This window comes from Nonomuraea sp. PA05 (genome assembly GCF_008086045.1).
Classification (GTDB): Bacteria; Actinomycetota; Actinomycetes; order Streptosporangiales; family Streptosporangiaceae; genus Nonomuraea; species Nonomuraea monospora.
The window spans coordinates 1-24,063 of sequence record NZ_VSEY01000056.1 but is presented as its reverse complement, the minus strand read 5'-3'; the positions used below and the strand labels follow the sequence as shown (position 1 = coordinate 24,063).

General features: G+C 70.9%; 19 protein-coding genes. 10 read left to right on the top strand and 9 right to left on the bottom strand.

Features of this window, described 5'->3' with window-relative positions; genetic code table 11:
• The first annotated feature begins 25 nt into the window (after positions 1 to 25).
• Together FXF51_RS52965 and FXF51_RS52960 are read left to right on the top strand one after the other, a co-directional pair.
• Positions 26 to 988 (top strand): glucosyl-3-phosphoglycerate synthase, encoded by a 963-nt coding sequence (locus FXF51_RS52965; RefSeq protein WP_148442452.1) that lies wholly within the window; start codon positions 26 to 28, stop codon positions 986 to 988.
• Positions 985 to 2,103 (top strand): glycosyltransferase, encoded by a 1,119-nt coding sequence (locus FXF51_RS52960; protein WP_148442451.1) that lies wholly within the window; start codon positions 985 to 987, stop codon positions 2,101 to 2,103. Before FXF51_RS52965 ends, FXF51_RS52960 begins: the two co-directional genes overlap by 4 nt.
• On the opposite strand, the gene FXF51_RS52955 is transcribed toward FXF51_RS52960, so the two are convergent.
• A complete protein-coding gene (locus FXF51_RS52955; RefSeq protein WP_148442491.1) occupies positions 2,092 to 4,425 on the bottom strand; it encodes an ABC transporter permease in 2,334 nt (777 codons plus the stop codon). The genes FXF51_RS52960 and FXF51_RS52955 overlap by 12 nt on opposite strands.
• Positions 4,425 to 5,168: an ABC transporter ATP-binding protein gene (locus FXF51_RS52950; RefSeq protein WP_148442450.1), complete on the bottom strand. Its 744-nt coding sequence runs from the start codon at positions 5,166 to 5,168 to the stop codon at positions 4,425 to 4,427. The genes FXF51_RS52955 and FXF51_RS52950 overlap by 1 nt, the downstream gene beginning before the upstream one ends.
• 99 nt (positions 5,169 to 5,267) lie before the next feature.
• On the opposite strand from FXF51_RS52950, the gene FXF51_RS52945 reads away from it, so the two are divergent.
• On the top strand, positions 5,268 to 5,876 hold the full coding sequence (locus FXF51_RS52945; protein ID WP_148442449.1) for a DNA-binding response regulator: 609 nt from the start codon (positions 5,268 to 5,270) through the stop codon (positions 5,874 to 5,876).
• On the opposite strand, the gene FXF51_RS52940 is transcribed toward FXF51_RS52945, so the two are convergent.
• Together FXF51_RS52940 and FXF51_RS52935 are read right to left on the bottom strand one after the other, a co-directional pair.
• Positions 5,817 to 7,904, bottom strand: a complete 2,088-nt coding sequence (locus FXF51_RS52940; RefSeq protein WP_222871871.1) for a sensor histidine kinase — start codon at positions 7,902 to 7,904, stop codon at positions 5,817 to 5,819. The genes FXF51_RS52945 and FXF51_RS52940 overlap by 60 nt on opposite strands.
• Positions 7,905 to 7,914: 10 nt before the next feature.
• Positions 7,915 to 8,709 (bottom strand): universal stress protein, encoded by a 795-nt coding sequence (locus FXF51_RS52935; protein ID WP_262380466.1) that lies wholly within the window; start codon positions 8,707 to 8,709, stop codon positions 7,915 to 7,917.
• A 79-nt stretch (positions 8,710 to 8,788) separates the two neighbouring features.
• Here FXF51_RS52935 and FXF51_RS52930 point away from each other — a divergent pair, with 79 nt between their 5' ends.
• Positions 8,789 to 9,091: a hypothetical protein gene (locus tag FXF51_RS52930; protein ID WP_148442448.1), complete on the top strand. Its 303-nt coding sequence runs from the start codon at positions 8,789 to 8,791 to the stop codon at positions 9,089 to 9,091.
• Between the two features lie 90 nt (positions 9,092 to 9,181).
• Entirely contained in the window at positions 9,182 to 10,078 is an 897-nt protein-coding gene (locus FXF51_RS63285; RefSeq protein ID WP_262380465.1) for a phosphatase PAP2 family protein, read from the top strand.
• On the opposite strand, the gene pip is transcribed toward FXF51_RS63285, so the two are convergent.
• Positions 10,009 to 10,977 carry a prolyl aminopeptidase gene (gene pip / locus FXF51_RS52915; RefSeq protein WP_148442447.1) on the bottom strand — a complete coding sequence of 323 codons (969 nt, stop codon included), beginning with the start codon at positions 10,975 to 10,977 and terminating at the stop codon, positions 10,009 to 10,011. The genes FXF51_RS63285 and pip overlap by 70 nt on opposite strands.
• A 55-nt stretch (positions 10,978 to 11,032) precedes the next feature.
• Between pip and FXF51_RS52910 the strand changes: the two genes are divergently transcribed.
• On the top strand, positions 11,033 to 14,194 hold the full coding sequence (locus FXF51_RS52910; protein ID WP_262380475.1) for an NACHT domain-containing protein: 3,162 nt from the start codon (positions 11,033 to 11,035) through the stop codon (positions 14,192 to 14,194).
• On the opposite strand, the gene FXF51_RS52905 is transcribed toward FXF51_RS52910, so the two are convergent.
• Positions 14,178 to 14,753, bottom strand: a complete 576-nt coding sequence (locus FXF51_RS52905; protein WP_262380464.1) for a hypothetical protein — start codon at positions 14,751 to 14,753, stop codon at positions 14,178 to 14,180. The genes FXF51_RS52910 and FXF51_RS52905 overlap by 17 nt on opposite strands.
• A 37-nt stretch (positions 14,754 to 14,790) precedes the next feature.
• Complete coding sequence (gene mscL / locus FXF51_RS52900; RefSeq protein WP_148442445.1) at positions 14,791 to 15,213, bottom strand: large conductance mechanosensitive channel protein MscL; 423 nt, start codon at positions 15,211 to 15,213, stop codon at positions 14,791 to 14,793.
• A 250-nt stretch (positions 15,214 to 15,463) separates the two neighbouring features.
• Between mscL and glgX the strand changes: the two genes are divergently transcribed.
• From glgX to treZ, 3 genes are read left to right on the top strand one after another with little or no spacing between them, the layout of a single operon-like run.
• The gene (gene glgX, locus FXF51_RS52895) at positions 15,464 to 17,557 is read left to right on the top strand and encodes a glycogen debranching protein GlgX (protein WP_148442444.1); all 2,094 of its coding nucleotides are present in this window, start codon (positions 15,464 to 15,466) and stop codon (positions 17,555 to 17,557) included.
• Positions 17,550 to 20,141: a malto-oligosyltrehalose synthase gene (gene treY / locus FXF51_RS52890; RefSeq protein ID WP_316247679.1), complete on the top strand. Its 2,592-nt coding sequence runs from the start codon at positions 17,550 to 17,552 to the stop codon at positions 20,139 to 20,141. Before glgX ends, treY begins: the two co-directional genes overlap by 8 nt.
• Positions 20,131 to 21,846, top strand: coding sequence for a malto-oligosyltrehalose trehalohydrolase (gene treZ / locus FXF51_RS52880; protein WP_148442443.1), 1,716 nt, complete (start codon positions 20,131 to 20,133; stop codon positions 21,844 to 21,846). The genes treY and treZ overlap by 11 nt, the downstream gene beginning before the upstream one ends.
• 234 nt (positions 21,847 to 22,080) lie before the next feature.
• On the opposite strand, the gene FXF51_RS52875 is transcribed toward treZ, so the two are convergent.
• Together FXF51_RS52875 and FXF51_RS52870 are read right to left on the bottom strand one after the other, a co-directional pair.
• On the bottom strand, positions 22,081 to 23,061 hold the full coding sequence (locus FXF51_RS52875; protein ID WP_148442442.1) for a hypothetical protein: 981 nt from the start codon (positions 23,059 to 23,061) through the stop codon (positions 22,081 to 22,083).
• A gap of 402 nt (positions 23,062 to 23,463) precedes the next feature.
• The gene (locus FXF51_RS52870; protein ID WP_222871870.1) at positions 23,464 to 23,883 is read right to left on the bottom strand and encodes a peroxiredoxin; all 420 of its coding nucleotides are present in this window, start codon (positions 23,881 to 23,883) and stop codon (positions 23,464 to 23,466) included.
• On the opposite strand from FXF51_RS52870, the gene FXF51_RS62240 reads away from it, so the two are divergent.
• Positions 23,870 to 24,063, top strand: a 194-nt coding sequence (locus FXF51_RS62240; RefSeq protein WP_222871869.1) for a hypothetical protein, incomplete at its 3' end; no start/stop codon positions are given. The two genes, FXF51_RS52870 and FXF51_RS62240, sit on opposite strands and share 14 nt — an antisense overlap.

Below are 24,063 nucleotides of genomic sequence, written 5' to 3'. Positions count from 1 at the left end.
TCGGGGCTGATGCATGGAGACTGATATGCGAGCCTTGGCCAGGGTCCAGGAGTGGTACGGCCCGCACTCGAGCACCGCGGCGGAATGGCCCGCGGATGCCTTAATGATGGCCAAGGGAGACACCACGGTAAGCGTGGTCCTTCCCGCACGTGACGAGGAACGCACGGTGGGCGGCATCGTCGCCGCCATCCGCCGCGACCTGGTCGAACGCACACCGCTCGTCGACGAGATCCTCGTCGTCGACTCCAACTCGACCGACGCCACGGCCCAGCGGGCCCGCGACGCGGGCGCCCGGGTGGTGGCACAGCGTGAGGTGCTGCCGCACCTGCCCCCGCTCACAGGCAAGGGGGAGGCCCTGTGGAAAGGGCTTGCCGCCTGCAAGGGGGACATCGTCGTCTACATCGACGCCGACCTGCGCAGCTTCGGCCCGCACTACGTGTCGGGCCTCATCGGCCCGCTGCTGGTCGACGCTGACATCCATTTCGTCAAGGCCACCTACGAACGGCCCTACATCGGCTCGGACGGCGTCGCCCAGCAGGGCGGCGGCGGGCGTGTGACCGAGCTGGTGGCCAGGCCGCTGCTCAATATGTTCTGGCCGGAGCTGTCCGGCTTCGCCCAGCCGCTCGGCGGCGAGTACGCCGCCCGGCGCGAGGTGCTCGAACAGGTCCCCTTCGTCACCGAGTACGGCGTCGAGTTCGGCCTCCTCGTAGACCTGCTCCAGCTCGTCGGGCTGGACGCGATGGCCCAGGTGGACCTGGGACACCGCACGCACACACACCAGTCGATCCCCGCGCTCGGCCGCATGGCCGGGCAGATCATGCTCACCGCCTGGTCCCGCCTCGAACGGCAGGGCCGCGTGCTGGCGTCGGAACCCCCGGCGCACACGCTCCTGCAGTTCGGGCTCGAAGGGCAGGCGGACCTGGTGGACGTGGGCGTGGCGGAGCGACCGCCACTCGCCTCCCTCGTCCTTGAGGAGGATGTGGCATGAAAGTCCTGGTGAACGCGGGGCCGTGGCTCGCGGTCCCGCCCCGCGACTACGGCGGGATCGAGAACGTGGTGGCCACGCTCGTGCCCGCACTCCGCTCACGCGGCGTGCAGGTCGTGCTGGCCTCGGTCGGCTCCAGCACCCTTGAGGTGGACGAGCTGATCAGCGCCTACGACGACGAGCAGTTCACCGAGCTGCAGAAGCCGTACAACCAGGTCATGGGCATCACCCACGCCCACCTGGCCCGCGTGGTGTCCGAGCTGCGCGGGCGCGACGACATCGATCTCGTGCACGACCACGTCGAGGTGGTCGGCCCGGCGACGTTCTCCGCGTTCGGCGGCCCGCCCGTCCTGCACACCCTGCACTGGGACCTGCACAAGCATCCCGCCTTCTACGGCGCGTTCCCGCCGTCGATCGCGGTCAACGGCGTCTCGGAGTCGCAGATCGCCCGCGCCCCCGACGCCCTGCGCGCCGCCTCACTCGGCGCCGTCCACCTGGCCACCCCGCTCGCCGACCGCGACCTGCGCCGGGAGCGGGGCGAGCACCTGATGGTGATGGGCCGCATCTGCGGGCTCAAGGGCCAGCACGTGGCGGCCAGGATCTGCCAGAAACTCGGCCTCCCGCTGGTCCTGGCCGGCCCGGTCAGCGGCCGCAACACGGCCGCCGAGCTGGACGACGTCACCCAGAACCCCTACCACCCGCTGCACAGCCACCCGGACGTGCGCTACCACCTCGACCAGGTCTCCCGGTATCTCGACGGGGACCTCGTCCGGTGGGTCGGCGCGGTGGGCGGCGACGAGCGGGACGAGCTGTACGCCACGGCCCGCGCCGCCCTCTTCCCCATCCAGTGGGACGAACCGGGCGGCACGGCCGTCGTCGAGGCGATGGCACTCGGCGTCCCGCCGGTGGGCCTGCGGCGGGGCTGCCTGCCCGAGCTCATCGACCACGGCCGCACCGGCTTCCTCGCCGACACCGAGGAGGAGCTGGCGGAGTGGGTGCTCCGGGTCGACGAGCTGGACCCGGAGGAGTGCCGCCAGGAGGCCCGCCGCCGCTTCTCGCCGTCGGTGATGGCGGACCAGTACCTGGAGCTGTACGAGAAGGTCATCTCAGGTCGATGACACCGCCTCCGCCGGGCGGGTCCTGAGGGCCAGCCGGGCGGGGACAGAGGTGGAGACCAGGGCCAGGACGGCCGCCGCGGCGATCACCAGCAGGTACGCCGCCGGCGGCACGTACGGCACCGCAGAACCCGTCATCCCCGCCCCGAACGCCGCCAGCGTCACCAGCGCCACCGCCGTGCCCGCCACCACCGAGGTCAGCACGGCGGACAGCGTCTCCATGCGCAGCATGCGCAGGACCTGGCGGCGGGTGGCGCCCGCCAGGCGCAGCACGGCCAGCTCCCTGGCCCGGCCCGAGGTGGCCATGGCCAGGGTGTTGACCACGGTGATGGCGGTGAAGGCGATGATCAGGCCCAGCGCCACGAACGCGACCTGCGGGTCGGCGGAGCCCGTCGTGGCCGTCGCCGCGGTCGCGCCCGGCAGGGCGACTCCCGGGGCGGAGACCAGCAGGGTGCCCGCCGGGTCGTCCACGTGGCCGCGGACCAGCTCGTACGGCAGCGTCACGGCACCGAAGCCCAGGCCGCGCGAGTAGACGGCGGCCACCTTCAGCGTGGCGGGGGTGCCGTCGCCCAGCGTCAGCCTGGCCCGGTCGCCCGGCCGCAGATCCAGGTGGGCGGCCGCGGTGGCGCTGATCGCCACCGAGCCGGCGCCGAAGCCGTCCATCGTGCCGGACACGACGCCCAGGTCCAGAGTGCGCGGGTCGTAGGTGACGGCCTGCGCCGGATACTTGTCCAGGCCGAAACGGACCGACGTGCGCAGCACCGGCGTGACCGCCTGAACGCCCGGCACTTCACTGATCTCCTCTGCGGAGGCGCCTTGCAGCACGTGGTCCGCGCGGATGCCTGCGGCGGCCTGCTCCTGGGCGGCGGCCCCCATCGTGGTCTGGGTGAACAGGATCGTGCAGGTCATCGCCACCATCAGAGTCAGCGGCGACAGCACGGAAGCCAGCGCCTTGGGCGTGGCGCGCAGGCTCCTGGCGGCCAGATAGCCGCTCGCCCCTGCCATCCGCGACGGCAGCAGCGGGCCGATCACGGCGACCGCGACCCTGGCGACCAGCGGGCCCAGCACCGTGACGGCGACCGTCCACAGCAGCGCCGTCAGCATCGTCACCGGCGTGGCCGCGGCCTCCGTGTCCAGCCCCGACAGCACCAGCGTCAGCGCCACGCCCCCGGCCAGCAGCACCGGCCCGGCCACCAGCCGCCACCTCGGCAGCCGCCCGTCGTCGATCGCGGCCTCACCCAGCGCCTCCACCGGACGGATCCGCGCCAGCCGGCGGGCGGAGACGCGGGCCGCCGCCCAGGCCGCGGCGACGGTGGCCAGCAGCGCGACCAGCGGCGGGAACGGGCTGACGACCAGCGGCAGGTTCGCCGGGGTCGCGCCCAGCACCACGAACGCCGCGTGCAACCCCAGGCCCAGCCCGACGCCAGCCGCCGCCCCCGGCACCCCGGCCAGCACACCCACCACGAGCGCCTGGCCGCCGACCAGCTTGCGCACCTGCCGCGGCGTCGCCGCCACGGCCCGCAGCAGGGCCAGCTCGCGCTGACGCTGCTGGATCGACAGCGCGAACGTGCCCACCACGACCAGGATCGCCACGATCAGCGACGTCCCGGCCAGCGCGCCGCCCATGCTGATCAGCTTCACCCTGGCCGCCTCCGCGTCCAGGAACTCCAGCCTGCCGCGCTCGTCCCCGGTGTACAGCACGGCGCCCCGCGGCGCCCGCGCGATCGCGGGGTGGACGCCGACGGCGCTGACCATGCCGGGGTGCCCCGCCAGCCGGCGGGCCTGCGCGGTGCTGAAGAAGACGGTGTCCTGGCTCGGCAGGGCCTGCGCGGTGACGCCCACGACGCGGTACCCGCGCAGCCGCGCGCCCACCTCCAGCCCGGCGCGGGCGTCCACCACGATCTCATCCGCGCCGCGCGGCTCGCGGCCCCGCGCGATCGTGAACGGGGTCAGCCCGGCCGACTCCCAGCCGTGCCCCGTGAACGTGCCGAACGGGAACGTCACCTCGGGCACCACCTTCGACACGCCGGGCGTGCGCCGCAGCGTCTCGACCACCTGCTCCGGCAACCAGGCCCGCTCGGCCAGCGGCTTGGCCTTCGTCTTCGTCTCGCCGTCGCCCTTGTCGACGGTTTCGCGGACGTACTGGTCGGCGGCCACGATCGCGGGCGCGCCCGCGTACCGCTCGGGGGAGACCGCGCCACGCAACCCCGTTTCCAGCAGCATGAGGCACGCGCACACCAGGGCCGCCGCGCACAGCAGCGCCACGAACGCCCCCGCGAACGCGCCCTTGCGGTCCCGCAGCGTCCGCACCGCGAAGCCGATCATCACTTCCACGCTCCCAGCCTGGTCATCCGCTCGGCCACCTTCTCGGGGGTCGGGCCGCTCATCGAGTCCACGATCCGGCCGTCGGCCAGGAACAGCACCGTGTCGGCGTACGAGGCGGCCAGCGGGTCGTGCGTCACCATCACCACGGTCTGGCCCATGCCGTCCACCACCTCGCGCAGCAGCCGCAGCACGTCCCTGGCCGTCATCGTGTCCAGCGCGCCGGTCGGCTCGTCGCCGAACACCACCTCGGGGCCGGTGATCAGCGCCCTGGCGATCGCGACCCGCTGCTGCTGGCCGCCCGAGAGCTGCGCGGGACGGTGCCCGGCGCGGCCCTCCAGCCCCACCCTGCGCAGGATCTCCTCCAGCAGGCCCCGCGGTGCCCTGGCGCCGGAGAGGCGGAGGGGGAGGGTGACGTTCTCGACCACGTCCAGCGCCTGGACCAGGTTGAACGCCTGGAACACGAAGCCGACCCGCTGCCTGCGCAGCTCCGTCAGCTCCGTCTCGCCCATCCCGGTCAGCTCGGTGCCGCCCAGCCGCACCGAGCCGGACGACGGCACGTCCAGGCCCGCCGCGCAGTGCAGGAACGTGCTCTTGCCCGACCCCGACGGGCCCATCACGGCGGTGAACGAGCCGCGCGGGATGCCGACGGAGACCTCGCGCAGGGCCGCGACCGCGCCCTGGCCCTTCCCGTACACCTTGCTCACGGCGTCCAGCCGCACTGCTTCCACCACTGCCTCTGTCATGCCATCAAGCCTGCCGACCGGCGTGTACGCGTCCCAGAGACGTCATCACCCCGCACCCATGACGTCCTCATGATTCGGACACTGGGGGACAATGCTTGAGTGATTCGCATCATCCTGGCCGAAGACCAGGCGGTCATCAGAGGCGCGCTCGCGGCGCTGCTGGGCCTGGAGCCGGACATCGAGGTGGTCGCCGCCGTGGAGTCCGGCGCCGCCGCCGTCGCCTCGGCCGCCGTGGAGCTGCCCGACGTGGCCGTCCTCGACATCGACATGCCCGGCGAGCTCGACGGGCTGGAGGCCGCCGCCAGGATCCACGCGCGCGTGCCGTCCTGCCGGACCCTCATGCTCACCGGGCACGCCAAGCCCGCGCACCTGAAGCGGGCCCTGGCGGCTCAGGTGGGCGGGTTCATGCTGAAGACCGCGCCGCCCGAGGACGTGGCGGGCGCGATCCGCGACGTCGCGGCCGGCAAGCGGGTGCTGGACCCGTCGCTCGCGGTCACGGCCTGGGACCTGGCCGACAACCCGCTCACGCCGCGCGAGGCCGACGTGCTGCGGCTGGTCGCCGACGGCCTGGACGCCCCCGACATCGCGGCCCGGCTGCACCTCACGCCGGGCACCGTGCGGAACTACCTGACGGCCATCGTGGCCAAGCTAAACGCGCGCAACCGCACCGACGCCGTCCGCGTCGCCACCGAGGCGGGCTGGATCTAGCGGCGCCGTGGCGTCGAGCACGAACCAGCCTTCGCTCCCGGCGTTTCCGGCGGCGGTGAGCCGGCCGTCCAGGGCCGCCAGGCGGGTGGTCAGGTTGCCCAGCCCGGACGAGCCGCGCCGGGCCCCCGTGGCGCGGGCGCCGTCGTTGCGCACGGTCAGGCGCACCCGGTCGCCCTCGGCGGACGTGCTGATCAGGCAGTGCCGCGCGGTGCTGTGGCGCAGCACGTTCGTGACGGCCTCGCGCAGGACGGCGCTGAGCACGGTCTCCACCTCGGCGGGCAGCGGCGGGTGCGCCAGCTCGGTCGTCACCTCGACGCGGGCCGCGCTCAGCACGGACGCCGCCGACTCGGCCTCGGCGGCGAGCGACAGGTCGAGCTGTTCGCCCGAGACCGAGCGCAGGTCGTGCCCGGCGCGTTCGGCCATCTCCAGCACGTCCGCCAGCTCCGCCCGCGCACGGTCCGGCGGCAGGCGGCGGGCCAGCTCGCACTTGAGCAGGATCGCCGCCAGGCTGTGACCGAGCAGGTCGTGCAGGTCGCGGGCGGCGCGCAGGCGTTCCGCCACGACGGCCGAGCGGGCCAGGCCCTCCCTGGCCGCCTGGAGCTCCTTCGCCAGCCCGGCCAGGCGCAGCAGGCTGTAGATGACCAGGCCAGTGATCAGGTTGCTGACCGTGACGTTCGCCGCCGCCGGGAACGGGAGGCCGAAGGCGGCGGCGACGGCGGCCGTGGCGGCCAGGATCGCGGCGACCAGCGGCCAGGCCGTGCGCGGGCGGAAGGCCAGCAGCACCGGGCCCGCCAGGAAACCGCCCGTGCCCAGCCAGATCGGGCCGAACAGCGGGATCGGCGCGAACGCCAGCACCGCCATCACGCTCAACGCCGTCATGTGGCGGCCCGTCACGGACCTGAGCTGCATCACCACGATGACCGCCAGCAGCGCGATCGCGGGCAGCAGCAGGTGCGCGGGGATCTGGAGCAGGGCCTTGAGGCTGAAGCCGACCAGCACCGCGGCCAGGATCAGCACCGACAGGTCGGCCCTCGGGCGCTCCTCCGGCTTGCGCTGCGGGGCGGGCAGCGTCGCCGCCACCGTGTGGCGGCCCTGGTCGGACAGACCGCCGGTCAGCCTGCCGCCGGCCGCCGCGACCTGGGTGGCCAGGTCGCTCAGCGCGTCGTCCTCGGCGGTGCGGCGGCCGTCGTCCGTGATGCGCAGGGTCACGGTGCCTGACTGCTCCGCCGTCGCTATCCGGCAGTGGGTGGCCGTGGCGCGGCGTACGACGTCCGTGACGGCCTCACGCAGCACGGACGCCAGCAGCGTACCCGCCGGGCCCAGCGGCTCGGCGTGCCCGGCGCGCACCTCCACGCTCATCCCGGCGGCGGTCAGCATGGCCTTGGCCGTGGTCAGCTCGGGGGTCAGCGACATCGCCCGGTAACCGGCGGCGGCGGCCCGCGCGTCCGCCAGTGACTGCCGCGCCACGGCGACCACCTCGCCCAGCCTCTCGGCGTCCGCGCTCTTCAGGGCGCGGCGCACCCCGTCCATGATCGTCGCCAGCCCGCGCCCCAGCCCGTCACTCAGCTCCGCCGCGATGCGCAGCCGCTCCTCGCCCACCGCCGCCGCGGCCAGCGCCTGCCGGGTGGCGTGCAGCTCGTCCACGCGTTCGACCAGCCGGATGAGCCCCGGCACGATCAACGTCATCAGCACCGTGGTGATCGCCAGGTCCAGCGTCGTGCCGACGTCCCCGCCCCGGGCGTACGCGATCACCACCGCGCTGAACACCACCGCCGGCGCCACCGCCCACAGTCGCGTCACCAGCAGCGACCCCGCCAGGAAGCCCAGCACGACCACCGACGAGCCCGTCCCCAGCGTCACCAGGTAGACGAGCACGGCCTGCGCGGCCAGCAGCCACCACGCCCGGGACCAGAGCGTGTAGAGGCACTGCACCGCGAACACCAGCACCGCTCCCGGCGCGCCCGCCAGCACGTACACGCTGGACAGCGCGGCCAGCACCGCCACCACGATCGCCCGAGCCAGGAACACACCCGCAAGCCTAGGAGAAGCCCCTCGGCAGCACGGTGACCGGGCAGGCCGAGGCGCGCAGGACCTTCATGGCCAGCTCCCCGAGGAACACCCGGTGCGGCTGCGCGTCCTCGCTCGCCGCGCACACCAGCAACTCGCCCGCCAGCCACTCCAGGTCGCCGAGCGCCGCCGTCACGTCGTGGCCCTCGGCCACCGCCGACTCCGCCTCGATCCCGGTCTTCTCCCACGCCAGCCGGACGGCCAGCGCCAGGTCGTCCCTGAGCCTGCCCTGGTCCTCGGTGCGCAGGTCGAGGGTGATCAGCCGGAGCGGCACGCCCAGCCGCAGCGCCGCCTGCGCCACCTGCCCGACGGCCGCGTCGCACTGCGGGCGGTGCACGTACGCCAGCGTGAGGCGGCCCGGCTCGACGGGCGGCACGTATCCGGCGGGCGCCAGCATGACCGCCTCGGACGACAGGTGCAGCAGGTGGTCGGCGGTCGTGCCGATCGCGATGCGCCCGTGCTGCCCGCCCGACGCCGAGCCGATCACGATCAGGTCGGCCCTGATCCTGCTCGCCAGCACCGACAGGCCGCGCCCGGTGCCCCTGCTCTCGTACGTGATGTACTCGGCGGGCACCGGCCCCAGCTCCTCGGCCGCGTGCGCCAGGTTCGCCTGCGCCTCCACCGCCAGCCCAGGGCTGCCCGGCGGGTAGATCGTGGCGATCGTGAGCTCGCCGCCCGTGACACGGGTGATCGCCGAACCGAGGGCGAGAGCGTCTCTCCCGCCCGCGTCGTTCGTGTATCCGACGATCACGTGCGCTCCGATCACGATTGCCCTCTTACCCGCTCTGAACTGGGAATACGCGGCATTCATCCGAACGTTGTAAACCTTTGGAGGCGCAAAGAAAGTGAAGATCACCCTTGATACCCGTTTCAACGGGTCCCTCGGCCCCGTCACGCTTCGTGAAGCGGTTCAGCAGCTCCGGGAGCACGACCTCGCGTGCACCGTGGCGGCGGAAGTGCTGGAGCGGAAGGTGTCCGTCTTCTCCGACTGCGTGGAGCGCGGGTTCACGCCGCTGCGCAGCGAGATCATGGCCGCGTACTACGTCGCCGAGCGTGACGCGACGACCGAGGCGTTCGACCGGGGGCTGATCACCCGCGGAGAGCTGGAGACCAAGCACGCCGCCCTGGCCCGCCAGCTCCTCACTTAAGTCAGGGCAGGTTTCGGCCGGATGACCGAGGCATTTGACGCGTTCAGTCCGTAAGGTCGTGTCCATTCGTCGTTCACGGATTGGACACGCGTGTACCAGGACATCGTCGGCTTCTCGCTCACCACGCCCGCATGGCTGCACACCTTCGCCGAGGTCGGCACGGACGCCGGGTTATTCCTCTTCGCGGCGCTCTTCCTGGTGGCCGCCGTACGAGCGTGGCGAGGCCCGGCGCGTGACCTGGCCCTCGTGATCGCCGGACCCGCCGGCATCGTGGGGGCGTACGTGGTGAGCGAGGTCGTCAAGCTCGTCGTCCGGGAGGACCGGCCGTGCCGGGGCGGCCTGACGACCATCGCCGCCTGCCCGCCCCCGGACGACTGGTCCTTCCCCAGCAACCACTCCGTCATCGCGGCCGGTGCGGCGGCCACGCTCGTCCTGGCCTGGCGGGGGCTGGCCTGGCTGGTGTTCCCGCTGGCGGCGGTGATGGCGTTCTCGCGGGTGTTCGTGGGGGTGCACTACCCGCACGACGTGGCCGCCGGCTTCGTGCTGGGTGCGGCGCTCGCGCCGCTGTTCGCGTTGCTGCTGGTGGGGGCCGTCACGCCTGCGGTACGGCTCATCCGCGCCCGCCTCACAGGCGCAACAGCCCTCGCCCACCCCGCCACCGGATCGGCCCCCAGCCACTCCACCACGGCATCGGCCCCCGCCCGCCCCGCCACCGGATCGGCCCCCGGCCACCCCGCCACTGGAACGGCCTTCGCGGCGCATCCGGCGGCCGGCGTTGCTCAGCCCTTCCCCACGGGCCCTCATGCCCCTCAGGCCTCTCAAGCACCTCCTGCACATCAGGCACCTCAGGGCCCTCGGGCACATCAGGCACCCCATAACCCTCAGGCCGCCCGAGCCCCTCAGGCTCCTCGGGTTTCTCAGGCCCCTGGCACCCCGAACCGGTCCGTCGCCGCGATGAGCCGATCCAATATCCCCGGCTCCGAGTAGGCGTGCCCGGCGTCGTCGACCACGTGGAACTCGGCCTCGGGCCACGCCTTGTGCAGGTCCCAGGCCGTCGCCATGGGCGTACAGGAGTCATGACGACCCTGCACGATCACCGCCGGAATGTCCCGGATCGCGTCCACGCCCCTGAGAAGCTGATCGGCCGGCTCGAACCACCCGCCGTGCCGGAAGTAGTGGTTCTCGATCCGGGCGAAACAGACGGCCCTCCTGTCCTCGCCGAACTCCTCCACCAGCTCCGGATCGGGCAGCAGCGTGACCGTGCCCCCCTCCCACTGCGACCACGCCTTGCCCGCCGCGAGCCGCTCCTTGTCGTCCGCCCCCTCCAGCCTCCTGCCGAACGCGGCGATCAGATCCCCGCGCTCCTCCTCCGGGATCGGCTCGACGTACTGCTCCCACAGGTCGGGGAACAGGTAGGAGGCGCCCTCCTGGTAGAACCAGCGCAGCTCCTGCGGCCGCAACAGGAAGATCCCGCGCAGCACGAGCTCGCTCGTCCTGCCGGGATGCGTCTGTGCGTACGCCAGCGCCAGCGCGCTGCCCCACGACCCCCCGAACACCTGCCACCGCTCGATGCCGAGGTGCTCGCGCAGCTTCTCCATGTCGGCGACCAGGTGCCAGGTGGTGTTGGCAGTGAGGTCGGTGGCGGGGTCGGAGGCGTGCGGCACGCTCCGGCCGCAGTTGCGCTGGTCGAACAGGACGATGCGGTAGAGCTCCGGGTTCCACTGGCGGCGGTGGTTGGCGCCGCACCCGCCTCCGGGGCCGCCGTGGATCATGACGGCGGGCTTGCCGTCGGGGTTGCCGCAGACCTCGTAGTAGATCCGGTTGCCGTCACCGACGTCGAGCAGGCCGGAGTCGTACGGTTCGATGGGCGGGTACAGGGTTCTCATACGCCCTGATCCTGCCGCATCCCACACCCTGAATCGCGATACTGGGGGTGTGGCAATGGAGACGCTGGCCCTGTCCGTGGGCAAGGCGGTAGGCGAGCGGGCGGCGCGGGTCTGGCTGACGGCCAGATCCGGCAAGGAGAGCCGGTCCAAGGAGCTGATCGAGCTGATGCGGGCGGGCTTTCCCGACCAGCTCGTCCGGCGCAAGGCCGAGCGCCAGATCGAGGACATCGCCGACTCGGTGGCGGGGCGCGTGCTGAAGGCGTGCTCGCACGAGTATCCAGGCCTGTCCGACGACGACAGGGAAGTGGTCCTGGCCGAGGCCGTCTCCACCCTGACCCGCGCCGACCTGTCCGACCGCGCCCTGTTCTCCGCCGACACCGACCCGGTACGCCTCGCCCAGGCCGTCAGAGCCGCTCTCCCGGCCTCGAAAGACCTTCCTGAGGCCGCCTCCCGGCTGTACGAGGTGGTGCTGGACGAGTGCTGCGACTGCCTCGTACGGATCGTCCGCCACCTGCCGGAGTTCCAGCCTCGCGCCACCAGTGAGCTTCTCGCCCGGATCTCGCGGATGGGGGAGCAGGTGACGCTCGTGCTCGAACGGCTGCCCGCTCGCACGCTGGAAGCACCGGACGGGACCGGCAGGGACAGCGAGTTCACACGACGCTACCTGCAGCACGTCAGCGAGACGCTCGACGCTCTGGAGCTCATCGGGATGCAGGCCGAGCAGTATGCGCCGCGGATGTCGCTGAGCACGGCGTACGTCAGTCTGTCCGTCTCGACCCAGGCGGGCGAGCCCCGGGACGAGACGTGGCACGAGCAACACGTTCCCATGCCGGCCACCGTGCGGGTGGAGCAGGCGCTGGGGCAGGGGCGGCGGACTCTGCTCAGGGGCGAGGCGGGGGGCGGGAAGAGCACGCTACTGCGCTGGCTCATGATCACGGCAGCGCGCGGAGGGTTCCAGGGCTCGCTGTCGGAGTGGAACGGTTGCGTGCCCTTCCTGATCAAGCTGCGCGCTTACGCCGACGACGCTCTGCCACGTCCCGAACAGTTTCTCGACGGCGTGGCGGATCCGCTCGTCGGGCTCATGCCTGCCGGATGGGTGCATCGGCGGCTCTCGTCAGGGCAGGCGATGCTGCTCGTCGACGGGGTGGATGAGCTCACCGGCACACAGCGCAGAGCCGTCAAGCCGTGGCTGCGCGGGCTACTGGCCCAGTTCGGCGCCGTGAAGGTGATCGTCAGTTCACGTCCGTCGGCCGCGCAGGCCTCCTGGTTGAAGGACGAGGAGTTCGTGCCCGCCTTTCTGGAGCGGATGACGCCGTCCGACACGCGTGCGCTCATCGAGCACTGGCACGTGGCGGTGGCCGGCGGTGGGAGCCTGCCGTGCGCGCCGGAGATGTTGCCCGTCATTGAATCGCGCCTCTACAGCCAGCTCGACAACAGCGCGAGCCTGCGTTCGCTCGCCTCCACCCCGCTGCTCGCCTCGATGTTGTGCGCGCTCAACCTGGACCGGGCGGCGCGCCTGCCGCTCGACCGCATGGGGCTCTACACAGCCGTGCTGGACATGCTGCTCGAACGGCGGGATCACGAGCGCTCGATCCCCAGCTACAGCGAGCTTCACCTGGATCGCGAGCAGAAGCTGCAGATTCTGCAGATGCTGGCCTGGGAGCTGTCCCTCGGCAATCGGGTCGAGTTGCCCAGCCGCGTCGCCGAGACCCGCATCCACCGGCTGGTGCAGGGCATGCCGATGGTGCGTGCGACTGGGCAGGAGGTGCTGCGTCACCTGCTGGAACGCAGCGGGGTGATCAGAGAGCCGGTGCCGGGCCGGATCGACTTCGTCCACAGAACCGTGCAGGAATACCTGACGGCCAGGGCCGCGGCACAGGACGGGTACATCGAACCGCTGATCGACTACGCTCACCGGGACACCTGGCGGGAAACCGTGGTCATGGCGGCAGGTCACGTCATCACGCCGCTGCGCAGGGAACTGCTCGAAGGGCTACTGCGGCGCAGCGAGGCGGAGCCGCGGCGACGGAGACGGCTCAGGCTCCTGATCGTGGCGTGCCTGGAGACCATGCCGCACGTACCCGAGGAGCTGCGTCCCGCGATCGAGCAGTGCGTCCGCGAGCTCGTGCCACCGCGTGACGTGTCCACGGCGCGGACCTTGGCCACCGGAGGCCAGGCGGTGCTGGACCGGCTGCCCGCCGGCCTCGACGGGCTGACCGACGCCGTGGCGAAGGCGACCGTGACCACGGCCTGGCTGGTCAACGGGCCCAAGGCCATCGACGTGCTGGCGCGATACTCCGGCGATCGGCGCGTGACTGCCGAGCTCGTCGAGGGCTGGCGCTATTTCAATCCCGACCTCTACGCGCGCCGCATCCTGTCCGAGCTGAAACCGCACAGGGTGGGGGTGACCACCGCCGGGCAGTTGCGGGCCCTGCGTCATCTCTCCGGTGTCGAAGAAGTCCTCATCCATGCTGTGGACGTGCCGGATCTAAGCCCACTGCCGGCCTTGCGCGACTCGCTCACCACTCTGGACCTCGTGAGCCTCGTTCTGGGCGCCCGAACGGACCCCTTGGGTGTCCTGGAGAACCTTCGCCAGCTGAGCGTTTTCGATGTCCTGATCCGGGACCTGAACTTCCTCGGAGGAGTGGCGTACCTGCACACGCTGCAGCTCGGCGTGCTCAGCAGCGTTAGCGACTACCGGCCTCTGCGCGCGGTGGCCGGGCTGCGGATGTTGTCACTCCATGACGCGCAGCGGCTCCGTGATTGGGCTGACCTGCCGCCACTCGATCACCTGCGGTCGCTCACCGTCGAACAATCGCCGCTGGTCACACACTTCGGCGAGCTGGTCAGCCGGGCCCCGAGGCTGACGCGGCTGAACCTGCTCCAGCGCGAGCTGCCGCCGGATGCCGAGGCCTTGGGCGACCTTCCCTTGAAGCACCTGACCTTGTCGGGCACGAAGGGGCTGTTCTGCGAGCTGACCGGACTCGCACGATGCTCCCTGCTGCAGAATCTTCACGTCTCCGGAGTACGCGTGAACGACCTTCGCCCGCTCGCCTCGCTGCACCAGCTGAGGAGCTTGAGGCTGAACAACGTGTCCGTCGGCATCGACCTCGCCCCGTTGGCCGAGCTGCCGCACCTGAAGTCCGTCGTCATTCCCGTCCAGCGCAGCCCCCGCAACGCCGCCCTGCTCGGAAACAGGGTCATGCGCTCCATGTGAACCGGGTGAGAAACGCCTGATCCCCCGTCGCGTACTCGTTGAACATCTGCCGCACCTCTTCGAGCCCGGGCACGAGGGTGCGGACCATCGTCCCTTCCTTGTACTCCACCTCGAACCCCGGCGAGACCTGCAAGAAGTGCCTGCCGAAGTTCACCAGCGCCACGAACGGATTCTGCGCGGACATAGTCCCCAGCACGTCGTGAACCAGCCCCAGGTCGGGATCGTTGACCACCATCCCGTCCCCGGTATGTAGCTGCATCCCTTCGTACACCCCCAGTGGCGCCACGTTGTGCACCAGGTCCCGCTGAGGGTCGTAACACACCATCCCGTGCGCCCGCGCGACCGTGAACACCTGCGCCGACATCTCGTCCATGGTGTCCAGGTCCATGCTCACCAGCACGTGCCCCGGATAGAGCGTGACCTCTCCGGGCAACTCCTTGGCCACCTCGGGCTCGACGCCGGCGCCGGGCGGGGTCCGCTTGACCGCCAGGTACGTGGCGCGCGCCTGGTCCCTGCTGATCGGCACCGGCTCGTCCCAGACCATCAACTCAACGCTCATCGGTCCATCTTGACGGACGGGCACCGGCCGCCGCGCGTCACTGCCTGGGTTTTTCCGAATCCGGCACCAGCTCCGCCGTGCAGTGCGCGCACCGGCGGGCCTCGGTCGGGATGTCGGACAGGCATTCCGGGCACTGCTTGGTCGCGGCCGTCCTGTCGCGGTCGAGGAGGCTGATCAGCCGGGTCATCGGGGCGACGATCAGCCAGTAGACGATCGCCGAGATGATCAAGAAGGTGATCAGGTGGTTGAGGAAGTCGCCGTACTTGAACTGGCTGCCGTTGATCGTGAAGGAGTACTCGGCGAAGTTCGGTTGCCGGCCGCCGGTGACCGCGCCGATCAGCGGGGTGACCAGGTCGCGCACGAGAGCTTGGACGAGGCCGCTGAAGGTGGCGCCGATGATCACGGCGACGGCGAGCTCGACGATGTTGCCACGGAGTAAGAACTGCTTGAAACCGCCCATGGGGTCGGCACATTGCCGCAGACGGCGCTTCGAAACCGCCCGGCGGGCTTGACGTCGGGAGGATGCTGGGTGCGTGGGCCGTCTCCGATACCGCGCCATCGGGGCGGCCCACCCCTTTTGACCTCGTACGAAACAACCCGGAGTAATGACGCCGCAAGCGTGGGAAGGAACAGAGTGATCTAGTGGGGGCCCGGGGTTGTCCGGTGGAGCGGGGGAACAGAACATGGGGAGAGACCGCAAGGGAGCCTCGATGATCGAGATCTGGCCGGGAGACCCCTATCCGCTCGGGGCGACCTACGACGGCGCCGGCACCAACTTCTCGCTCTACACCGAGGTCGCCGACCAGGTCGAGCTGTGCCTGTTCGACGAGGACAACGTCGAGTCGCGGGTGCCGCTGAGCGAGGTGGACGGGTTCATCTGGCACGGGTACCTGCCGGGCATCGGGCCGGGGCAGCGGTACGGGTACCGCGTCCATGGCCCGTACGAGCCGGCGCACGGCATGCGGTGCAACCCGAGCAAGCTGCTGCTCGACCCGTACGCGATGGCCATCGAGGGCGGGGTCAACTGGAACGAGGCGGTCTACGGCTACCGGTTCGGCTCACCCGACGTCAGGAACGACCGCGACTCGGCGCCGTACGTGCCGCGTTCTGTGGTGATCAACCCGTTCTTCGGCTGGGGGCACGACCGGCCGCCCGCGACGCCGTACCACGACACCGTGATCTACGAGGCGCACGTGCGCGGGCTCACGATAAGCCACCCCAAGATCCCCAAGCACCTGCGCGGCACGTACGCGGCGCTCGGCCACCCCGAGATCCTCGACCATCTCACCAAGCTGGGCGTGACGGCGCTGGAGCTGATGCCGGTCCACCAGTTCGTCACCGACCACATCCTGGAGCAGCGCGGGCTGTCCAACTACTGGGGCTACAACTCGATCGGCTTCTTCGCCCCGCACAACCGCTACTCCAGCCAGGGGCAGCGCGGAGGGCAGGTGCTGGAGTTCAAGGCGATGGTGCGCTCGCTGCACGAAGCGGGCATCGAGGTCATTCTCGACGTCGTCTACAACCACACCGCCGAGGGCAACCACCTGGGGCCCACGCTGGGGTTCCGGGGGATCGACAACCTCAACTACTACCGGCTGGTCGAGAACGACAGACGGTACTACGTGGACACTACGGGCACCGGCAACAGCCTGCTCATGCGCTCCCCGCACGTCCTCCAGATGATCATGGACTCGCTGCGGTACTGGGTCATCGAGATGCACGTCGACGGGTTCAGGTTCGACCTGGCCTCGACGCTGGCGCGGGAGCTGCACGAGGTCGACCGGCTGAGCGCCTTCTTCGACCTGGTGCAGCAGGACCCGGTGCTGTCGCAGGTCAAGCTCATCGCCGAGCCGTGGGACGTGGGCCCCGGCGGATACCAGGTGGGCAACTTCCCGTCCCGCTGGACGGAGTGGAACGGGCGTTACCGCGACACGATCCGCGACCTGTGGCGCGGGCAGGCGGCCACGCTGCCCGAGTTCGGCTCCAGGTTCACCGGGTCGAGCGACCTGTACAAGGACGACAGCCGCCGCCCCGCCGCCTCCATCAACTTCGTGACCTGCCACGACGGCTTCACCTTGCAGGACCTCGTCTCGTTCAGCAACAAGCACAACGAGGCGAACAAGGAAGGCAACCGCGACGGCACCGACGACAACCGGTCGTGGAACTGCGGCGAGGAAGGCCCCGCGGGCATCGCCATCGAGTCGCTGCGCGAGCAGCAGAAACGCAACTTCCTCACCACGCTGTTCCTCTCCCAGGGAGTGCCGATGCTCTCGCACGGCGACGAGCTGGGACGCACGCAGCGCGGCAACAACAACGGCTACTGCCAGGACAACGAGCTGACCTGGGTGGACTGGTCCGACGTCAGGGAGAACTGGCTGCTGCTGGAGTTCACCCAGAGCCTGGCCGAGCTGCGCAAGAAACATCCGGTGTTCCGGCGGCGCAGGTTCTTCTACGGCAAGCCGGTACGCGGGCTGCGCGACATCGCCTGGCTCACCCCGGCGGGCGAGGAGATGAACGACGGCGACTGGCACGTCGGATACGCCAAGTCCCTGGCCGTCTTCCTGAACGGCGACGCCATCACCGAGCCCGACCGGCGCGGCCGGCCGATCAGGGACGACTCCTTCCTCCTGCTGTTCAACGCGCACTACGACACGATCAAGTTCACGATCCCCAAGGACTATGGCGAGATGTGGCATACGGAGATCGACACGGCCATGCCGATCAGGCTGGACGCGCGGATGGTGAAGGCGGGCGACGCGATCGCGGTGCCGGGCCGCAGCGTGCGGGTGCTGCGCCGTGTCTAGGCCCCCGGGCACGTCCAGACGCGTCATGTCCAGGCCGCCGGGCTTGACCAGGCCCGTGTCCACCTACCGGGTGCAGCTCACCCCCGACTTCGGCTTCGCCCAGGTGGCCGAGATCGCCGGCTACCTGCGCGACCTCGGCGTCAGCCACGTCTACCTCTCGCCCATCCTGCAGTCCACGCCCGAGTCGCGGCACGGCTACGACGTCACCGACCACTCCAGGATCAGGGAGGAGTTCGGCGGCGCCACCGGGTTCAGGAAGATGGCGCAGCAACTCGCCGCCCAGGACCTCGGCATCGTGGTCGACATCGTGCCGAACCACATGAACACCGTGAACGCCCAGTTCTGGTCGGTGCTCAAGGACGGGCCCGCCTCGCCGTACGCCACCTGGTTCGACCTCGACTGGGTGGACGGCAAGGTCGCGCTGCCCGTCCTCGGCGACGACACCCCGCCCGTCGTGGACGGCGACGTGCTGCGCTACCACGAGCACGCCTTCCCCCACCCCGGCCACTACCGGCTCGTCGACTGGCGCGAAGGCCCCGGCTACCGGCGCTTCTTCGACGTGTCGACGCTGATCGGCCTGCGCGTCGAAGACCCCGCCGTGCTGTTCGCCACGCACGAGGTGATCTTCTGGCTGCTCGACGAAGGGCTCGTCGACGGGCTGCGCGTCGACCACCCCGACGGCCTCGCCGACCCGCGCGGCTACCTCGAACGGCTGCGCGCCCGCGCCGGCAACGCCTGGACCGTCGTCGAGAAGATCCTCATCGGCCCCGAACGGCTGCCCGCCGACTGGGCCTGCGACGGCACCACCGGCTACGACGTGCTCAACCGCGTCAACGGCCTGTTCGTCGACCCCGCCGGCAAGGAGCCGCTCATCCGGCTCTTCGCCGGCCTGACCGGGCAGCCCGCCGAGTACCGGCCGGTGATGGCGCAGGCCAAACAGGAGGTGCTCGACCTGTTCTTCGGCGCCGAGGTGGACCGCCTCGCCAGGGTCACCTCCTGCGACCCCGCCGCCGTCCGCGAACTGCTCGCCGCCATGCCCGTCTACCGCGCGTACGTGGTGCCAGGCGAGCCGCCGCCCGCCTCCGCGATCGACACCGTCGAACTGGCCGCCGCCTCCTGCTCCGCCGCCGTCCGCCCCCTGGTCCAGGAGGTCCTGTACGGCTCCGCCGAGGCGATCGTCCGCTTCCAGCAGGCGTGCGGGCCCGTCATGGCCAAGGGCGTGGAGGACACCGCGCTCTACCGCTGGTTCCCGCTCGCCTGCCTGAACGAGGTGGGCGGGGAGCCCGACGTCTTCGGCGTGTCCGCGGAGGAGTTCCACGAGTTCTGCGCTGACCTGCCTCCCTACACGATGACCACGCTCTCCACCCACGACACCAAACGCTCCGAGGACGTACGGGCCCGGCTGTCCGTGCTCTCCGAGATGCCCGGCGAATGGGCGGCCGCCGTCGCCGAATGGTCGGCCCAGGTCAGCTTCGACCCGCACCTCGACTACCTGGCCTGGCAGAACCTCATGGCCGCCTGGCCCATCTCCGCCGAACGCTTCACCGACTACCTCCTCAAGGCCGCCCGCGAAGCCAAGACCGCCATCTCCTGGGTGAACCCCGACCCCGACTACGAACGGCGCCTGCGCGCCTTCGCCGAGGCCGCCGTCCGCCTTCCGGTCGGTGGCTTCACCGAGCGCATCGATCCGTACGCCATGTCCAACTCCCTCGGGGCCAAGCTGGTACAGCTCATGATGCCGGGGGTGCCTGACGTGTACCAGGGGAACGAGACGAGCGACTTCTCCCTGGTCGACCCGGATAATCGGCGGCCCGTGACGTACCCGCGCAAGCCCGAGACGTCGTGGGACTCGGCCAAGCTCCTGGTCACCACCCAGGCACTGCGGCTGAGGCGGCGGTTGGGGGGTGCGGCGGCGTACCTGCCGTTGCGGGCTGAGGGGGCGCGGGCGGACCATGTGATCGCTTTCGCTCGGGCGTCTGCGGGTGATGTTGCGGCGGACCATGGGATCGCCTCCGCTCGGGCGTCTGCGGGTGATGTTGCGGGGGACCGTGGGATCGCCTCCGCCCGGGGCTCTGCGGGTGATGTCGCGGCGGATGTTGATGTCGATCCCCGGCAGCTCGACGCGGACGCCGCCGCCCCCGATTTCGGTGGTGGTGCTGGCGCTGGCGCTGGTGCCGATCTCGGTGCCGATGCCGAGGCTCGCGGCGACCACCCACACCAGGCAGCGAACGCGCACCTTACCCAGGCGGCGACCAGCGACCACCGACCCCAGGCAGCGGCCAGTGACCACCAGGCGGCCGATGAGCACCATGCCCAGCCGACGGGCGAGCACCAGGCGCGGGCCGAGGCGGGGGAGCGGGCGCAGGCCGTCGCTGAGGCCGGAGTGCGGCCGAGGGCGGTCGTGGTCGCCACCCGGCTCCCCGTTGGCCTGGCCGCCTCGGGCGGATGGGGCGCCACCACGCTGACGTTGCCCGCGGGCACCTGGCGCGACCTGCTCACCGGTGGCCTGTTCACCGGACGCATCCCGCTCGCGCACCTGCTCGGTCAGTATCCGGTCTCACTCCTGGAGAGACATGATCTTTGAGGTCTGGGCACCGAAGGCCACGGCGGTGGAAGTGGACGTCCTGGGCGGGCGGCGGGCGTTGTCGCCCGGTGAGGGGGGCTGGTGGTCGGCGGAGGTGGAGGGTGCCCAGCACGGCACCCGGTACGCCTTCGTGGTGGACGGCGACGGGCCGTATCCCGACCCGCGCACCCGGCGGCAGCCGGACGGGATCTTCGGGCAGAGCGCGGTGTACGACCACGGCCGCTTCACCTGGTCCGACCACGACTGGAAGGGCCGCGACCTGCGCGGAGCCGTGATCTACGAGCTGCACATCGGGACGTTCACGCCGGAGGGCACGTTCGCGGCGGCCATCGAGAAGCTGCCGCACCTGGTGGAGCTCTGCGTCGACTTCGTGGAGGTCATGCCCGTCGCGCCCGTGCCCGGTGGGCGGAACTGGGGCTACGACGGCGTCGATCTCTACGCCGTGAACGAGACGTACGGCGGGCCGGACGGGCTCAAGTCGTTCGTCGACGCCTGCCACCAGGCCGGGATCGGGGTCATCCTGGACGTCGTCTACAACCATCTCGGGCCTTCCGGGAACTTCCTGCGGCCGTTCGGACCGTACTTCTCCGGCTTTGACGGCAGCTACTGGGGCGAAGCGGTCAACCTGGACGGGCCGGAGTCCGACGAGGTGCGGCGCTACTTCATCGGCAACGCGCTGCAATGGCTGCGCGACTACCACATCGACGGGCTGCGGCTGGACGCCGTCCACGCGCTGCACGACAAGCGCGCCAAGCACCTGCTGGCCGAGCTGGCGGAAGAGGTGGACACGCTGGCCTGCTCGGTCGGCCGGCCGCTGTCGCTGATCGCCGAATCCGACCTCAACGACCCACGCATGGTGCGCTCGCTCGACGCCGGCGGCCTGGGCATGACCGCCCAATGGGACGACGACGTCCACCACGCCCTGCACTGCGCAGTCAGCGGCGAGAGCCACGGCTACTACCAGGACTTCACCCAGCTCACGGCCCTGGCCAAGGTGCTCACGCACGGCGTCTTGCACGACGGCACCCACTCCAGCTTCCGCGCCAGGGCGCACGGCAGCTCGTTCGCGGGGGTGCCGGGATACCGGCTGGTCGCCTGCCTGCAGAACCACGACCAGATCGGCAACCGGCCCGCCGGCGACCGGCTCCCGATCCCGGCGCTCAAGCTCGGCGCCGGACTGCTCCTGACCTCGCCGTTCACGCCCATGCTGTTCATGGGCGAGGAGTGGGGGGCGCGTACGCCGTTCCTGTTCTTCTCCGATCATGTCGAGCCCGAGCTGCGGGACAGCGAAGGGGTGCGGCGGGAGCGGGAGTTCGACGGGTTCGGATACGTATGGGAGGCGCCGAACCCCTCGGCCGAGGAGACGTTCCTGCGGTGCAAGCTGGACTGGGGGGAGGTGAAGGAGGAGGCGCACTGGTCGTTGCTGTGCTGGTATCGCGACCTGATCGCGCTGCGCAAGGCGTTGCCCGAGCTGTCGGACCCGCGGCTGGACCGGGTGCGGGTGGAGATGGATCCGCTGGGGAAGTGGCTGCTGGTCTGGCGGGGGGAGCTGGCGGTGGCGGTGAACTTCTCGCAGGAGTCGGTGACCTTGCCGTTGTCGCCTGGGACGGTGTTGCTGGCTTCGGACGAGCCGGTGGTGGCGGGTGAGGAAGGGATGCGGCTTCCTGCGCAGTCCATGGTGATTTGTCGGCCTGCTTCCGAGTGAGTGAGGTGGGTGCTGCCTCGGCTTCTGCGCCCGCTTCGGCTTCCGGCTTGGAGTGACTGATGCCGGGTGGCCGCGTGGTGGCTCAAGCTCATGCCTCCTGAGAACGGGGGGGCGCGGCGGGCGCGCGGACGCGACCCGGGGCGCGGGAGGCGTGCGTGGGGATGGTGTCGCGGGCTCGCTCTGGGGGTGGACGCGACTCAGTAGTGCGGCGGGCGTGTTGAGGGGCGGGGTGGGTCACGCTGCGAGGACTCGGGCCGGCTCGGGTGGGCGGAAGTCGACTGAGGTCAGCGTGGCGTGGTGAGGGGCCTGGGTGGCGCAGAGCCAGTCGTTCAGGGAGCCCGTGAAGCCCGAGGGCGGCCCGACCTTGAGGCAGGTGACCTGACCGGTGCCAGGGGCCGGGCCGACCTTCAGGCGACGGATGCTGCCGGTGCGGCCCAGCTCTCCCGCGTCCGCGTCGTACGGGGTGAGGCGGACGCCGAAGGGGAGGCCGCCATCCGGCTGATCCGAGGGCTGGATGTGGAGGAAGTCATCGATCTTGTGGGTGGTGGCTTCCGGGTGGGTGGCCAGGTAGGAGAGGTGGTCGGTCAGCAGGCGGTTGGCGACCGTGCGCAGGAGGTTGGTGGCGCACAGGTTGTGGGCGCAGGCGGCGCCGTCCAGGGTGATCTCCGGGAGGGCGAAGCGGCGCAGGCCCCGGGACGTGACGCGCAGGCAGTCGCACGCGCCCATGTCGGACGGGTCCCACGGGGGGCAGGTGGCGGCGTCGTGAACCTGGACGTCCCAGGACAGCCAGTCGTCGTCCAGGCGGAAGTGGGTGGGCTCGCCCGCGCATCGGCCGCACGTGAGGATCGTCGAGTCGGTCACGGGGTCTATCAGCAGGCCGTCGCTCTCCCTGGCCAGGGCTCTGGCTGAGGCGCGGGCCACCTGCACCACGGTCGGGAGCCGGTGCGGGGGTGCGGTGGTGGAGATGATCACGTGTTGTTTCGTGCGGCGGAGGCGGCGTCTCTCGTCGTCGGTGAAGGTGGTGGCCGTTGGTTTCCACGGGGTTGCGTGGTGGGTGACCGAGAGGGTGCCGTGGGCGGCTGCGGTGATGGTGGCGCGTTTGAACGGGCCGCCGACGCGCCAGGGGACGAAGGACTCGACGTCGAAGGGGACTTGTTCCATGGCGACGATGAAGTGGGAGGTCATGGTGGTGGGGAGAGGGATTGTGATCTTCATGGTGGGGCCTCCGGGTGGGTGGGCTGAGGTCAGCTCCGGGCTTGGCTGGGGTTCGGAGGCACCCAGGATCTGGGATTGGGGGTGGTGGCTGTGGAGCCGAACGGGGTTCTGTGGATGAGTGGGGGAGGGTGGCGCGGCCTGTGGATAACTGTGTCAGGTGAGTGGTTGGTGGCGATCGGGTGGGGCGGCGGCTCGGAAGGTGGGCATCCGGGAAGGTGGGCATCCGGGGAAGCCGAGTGGTTAAGGGGTGGCGTCAGGAGAGGTGGGCGTCCCGGGGCGTTCGGGGAGGTGGGCGTCCGGGAGTGGGCGTCTAAGGAGGTGGGCGTCCAGGAGGGATCGGTGAAGTGAGGTGGGTGCGCCGCTGAGCCGAGCGGGGGTGGCCTGGGCTGAACTAGGTGAAGGTCAGCGGAGGGTGTGGGCGGCTTGGGTGGCTTCGATGATGGCCGCTGGGATGTCCAGGACCGGGAAGACGACGTGGCGGATGATCCGCGTGCGGTCGATCACCAGGATCAGGCGCTTGAGCTTCAGGTCCTGACCGGCCCGGAAGGTCGGCAGGCGCAGGGCCGCCGTGAGACGCAGGTCCACGTCCGAGAGCAGGGGGAACGGGATCGACTCTGCGGTGGCGAAGGCGGCCTGCTGGTCCGGGCGTTGCGTGCTGACGCCGTGGACGGTGATGCCGGCGGCCGTGAGGTCGGGGTGCCGGTCGCGGAACAGGCGGTTCTCTAGCGTGCAGCCGGATGCTCCCGGCACCTGGTCCCAGTCCGGGGGGAGGGAGGTGGCCGTGCCGGTCGAGGGATAGGTGAACAAGATGGTGGCGCTCACGTCGGCGACCACGTCGAGGTGGGGAGGCGGCGCGGTGCCGAGGGTGGCGAGCGGCGTGGCGCTGGGGGTGATGGGCGGCGTGGCGCTGGGGGTGATGGGCGGCGTGGCGCTGGGGGTGATGGGCGGCGTGGCGCTGGGGGTGATGGGCGGCGTGGCGCTGGGGGTGGTGGGTGACGTGGT